This window comes from Pseudonocardia asaccharolytica DSM 44247 = NBRC 16224, assembly GCF_000423625.1.
GTDB lineage: Bacteria > Actinomycetota > Actinomycetes > Mycobacteriales > Pseudonocardiaceae > Pseudonocardia > Pseudonocardia asaccharolytica.
In genome coordinates this window covers 1-2,451 of sequence record NZ_AUII01000063.1, presented here as the reverse complement: position 1 = coordinate 2,451, position 2,451 = coordinate 1, and the positions used below count along the sequence as shown (strand labels likewise).

5 protein-coding genes are annotated in these 2,451 nt (G+C 70.4%); 1 reads left to right on the top strand and 4 read right to left on the bottom strand.

Translation table 11 applies throughout. The features are described from left to right. Nucleotides 1-190: 190 nt before the first annotated feature. A complete protein-coding gene (locus tag G567_RS0125020) occupies nucleotides 191-637 on the top strand; it encodes a MarR family winged helix-turn-helix transcriptional regulator (RefSeq protein WP_028932061.1) in 447 nt (148 codons plus the stop codon). Between the two features lie 161 nt (nucleotides 638-798). On the opposite strand, the gene G567_RS0125015 is transcribed toward G567_RS0125020, so the two are convergent. From G567_RS0125015 to G567_RS0125000, 4 genes are read right to left on the bottom strand one after another with little or no spacing between them, the layout of a single operon-like run. Further along, entirely contained in the window at nucleotides 799-1,176 is a 378-nt protein-coding gene (locus tag G567_RS0125015; RefSeq protein WP_028932060.1) for a type II toxin-antitoxin system VapC family toxin, read from the bottom strand. After that, a complete protein-coding gene (locus G567_RS0125010; protein WP_028932059.1) occupies nucleotides 1,173-1,370 on the bottom strand; it encodes a type II toxin-antitoxin system VapB family antitoxin in 198 nt (65 codons plus the stop codon). Before G567_RS0125010 ends, G567_RS0125015 begins: the two co-directional genes overlap by 4 nt. Before the next feature lie 60 nt (nucleotides 1,371-1,430). Further along, nucleotides 1,431-1,877, bottom strand: a complete 447-nt coding sequence (locus G567_RS0125005) for a GNAT family N-acetyltransferase (protein WP_028932058.1) — start codon at nucleotides 1,875-1,877, stop codon at nucleotides 1,431-1,433. Nucleotides 1,878-1,881: 4 nt separating this feature from the next. After that, nucleotides 1,882-2,178: a hypothetical protein gene (locus G567_RS0125000; protein WP_028932057.1), complete on the bottom strand. Its 297-nt coding sequence runs from the start codon at nucleotides 2,176-2,178 to the stop codon at nucleotides 1,882-1,884. Between the last annotated feature and the right edge of the window lie 273 nt (nucleotides 2,179-2,451).

The window sequence follows — 2,451 nt, the reverse complement described above, 5'->3', positions numbered from 1 at the left end:
GGCGGACGCGCGGACAAGAACTTCGGCATGGCTCCGTCCTCCCGGATCCACCATGCCCCCCTCGTCAACCTGTACTCCCTTTGAGGAACGCAGCATTAGCTCGGGTCGACCGGGCGTGCATCAGGAACGATAGATATCAAATGATTAGGCGTCAATGAGTTAGACGTCGAATCCTTGCTAGGGTCTCCGGGTGCCCCCGCCTGCCTCCCGGCCGATCGGCCTGACCCTCGCGCGCACCGCCCGAGCGGTGAGCCGCGCGTTCGACGCCCGCCTCGCCGAGGCCGGCGGCTCGCTCCCCGTCTGGCTGATCCTGCTGTCGCTGCGCACCCAGGCGCTGGGCAACCAGCGCGAGCTCGCCAACGCCGTCGGCATCCAGGGCGCGACCCTCACCCACCACCTCAACGCGATGGAGCGCAACGGCCTGGTCACCCGGCGCCGCGACCCGGCGAACCGTCGGGTGCACCTGGTGGAGCTCACGCCGGCGGGGAAGGAGCTGTTCGGCCGGTTGCGCGAGACCGCGATCGCGCACGACCGGCGCCTTCGCCGGGGGCTGACCAGTGCGGAGGTGGCCAGCCTCGAGCAACTGCTAGACCGGCTGCACGTCAACGTCGCCGACGACGATCCGGCGGTAACGTAGGCCGGACGCACGACCCGCCCCGGGTGTCGAGCACCGCACCCAGAGCCACTGGGTGGGTGGCCAGCACGGTCGGCGCGATCGAACCGCAGTTATGCCACTGCCCCATCACCTGCAGCGTGCCCCATGGGCACCGTGACAATCGTCCGGGTTGGACGGATTGATCAAGTCTGACTCGGTAGCTCGGCAGCCAACCCCAGGTCTGATGCCGCCGCAGCAAGGCGCTTGTCATGGGTCCACAGTCGTGTTTCTGCTGTCAGCAGCACCGCTGCCAGCAGCTGCGCATCGACGTAGCCGATGCCGAGCCCGAACAGGCGCCTTCGCTCGATCAGAGTTGCCACCTCGACGGGGGTCGCGACCTGGGCCTGCGGCAAGTTGCCGAGCAGTCCCAGGATCTCGTGGCGTCGGGAGAGGTGGCCGAGGGCGAGCTCACCCGCTACCCAGGGATGGCTCAAGACACGGCCGTTTTCGAGCAGCGACGCCAGCGTGGGGTGCCCGATCCGAAGGTGGTCGATCCAGACCGAGGTGTCGACAAGGATCACGCGGGCGGCGTTCGGCGCCTGGGAACCTCCGTCAACTCGGGCTCGCGACCGCCCAACTTCGCTAGACGCCGAGCGCTCTCGCGTTCGATCAACGCACGAAGCGCCTGCCGGATTAGCGCGCTCTTCTCGGTGGTCCCCGTAAGGCGTTGCGCCTCGGCCACCAGTTCGTCGTCCAGGGCGACCGTTGTTCTCATCTCGACCTCCGAGGCATAGAATTCATCATCATTTGATGACAATACTCGTGTGAGGCGCGGTCACCCGAGCGCGAGGCGCATCACCGGCAGCGGCCGGCCCAGCGGGGAGTCCACGAACCGGACCCGGCGCCCACCCATCCGCTCGTAGAACCCGACGGCGTACGGCTCGGCATCCCACTCCAGGGCGTGCGCGCCGGCCGCCGCAGCACGGTCCCGGGCGTGGGTGAACAGCGCGCGGCCGACACCCCGGCCGATCTCGGCCGGTTCGAGCCACAGGTCGTCGAGGATGGCGCGTTCGCCGCGGTGCAGCAGGAGGTAGAAACCGAGGATCACGCCGTCGCGTTCGGCGACCCACCCCTCGTTCGTGGCGATGACGTCCGGCGTGAGCCCCAGGGTCCGGCCGAAGCGGGCGATGAGGTCCGCCGGGTACGGCCAGAACGCCTTCGAACGCACGGCGATCCCGGCGAGCACGCCGGCTTCCTCGGGCCGGGCCCGACGGATCAGCACACCGTCAGGATCGCACGGGTCGGCGCCCCGCCTCCCGCGGCGCCGGCCCGCCCGGTGCCGGAAGCTCGAAGAACCCGCTCATCAGCCCGCCCGGGAGCGGAGCCTGCGACTCCCACCGCGTCGCCCGCACGGCCTGCAGCCGCCGCCGCGGCGCCTCGCTGGCCCGCACGACCAGCAGCACCAGCGCGGTTCCGACCAGCGCCGGAGCACCGATCAGCAATGCCGGCCAACCGAACGCAAGGTAGGCGACGACCAGCGCCGCGGCCTCCATCCCCATGACCGCCGCCACCATCCGCGCCACCGCCTATCACACTCCTTCGATCCGCCTCGACCGGCCGCGTTTCCGCGGCCACGCTCATTTATCGGTGGCGGCGCGTGAGTGTGAGCAGACGTCGCGAATCGATATCCGAACGAGACCGGAACCGGCGCAGGGGCTCCCGTGCCGCGCCGGTTCCGGCCCCTCCCCCCACCGCTCGCGGCGAGGTGGTCAGACGGCCGGGTCGGCCGCGGGAGACGTCGGCGCCGAGGCCGCCGTGGTGGTCGGTCCGCCCTCACCGGCGGGCGGAGGCGGCGG

What these genes read in the sequence shown, in the direction of transcription:
- G567_RS0125010 (WP_028932059.1), bottom strand. Translation starts at nt 1,370, where the DNA reads ATGAGAACAACGGTCGCCCTGGACGACGAACTGGTGGCCGAGGCGCAA.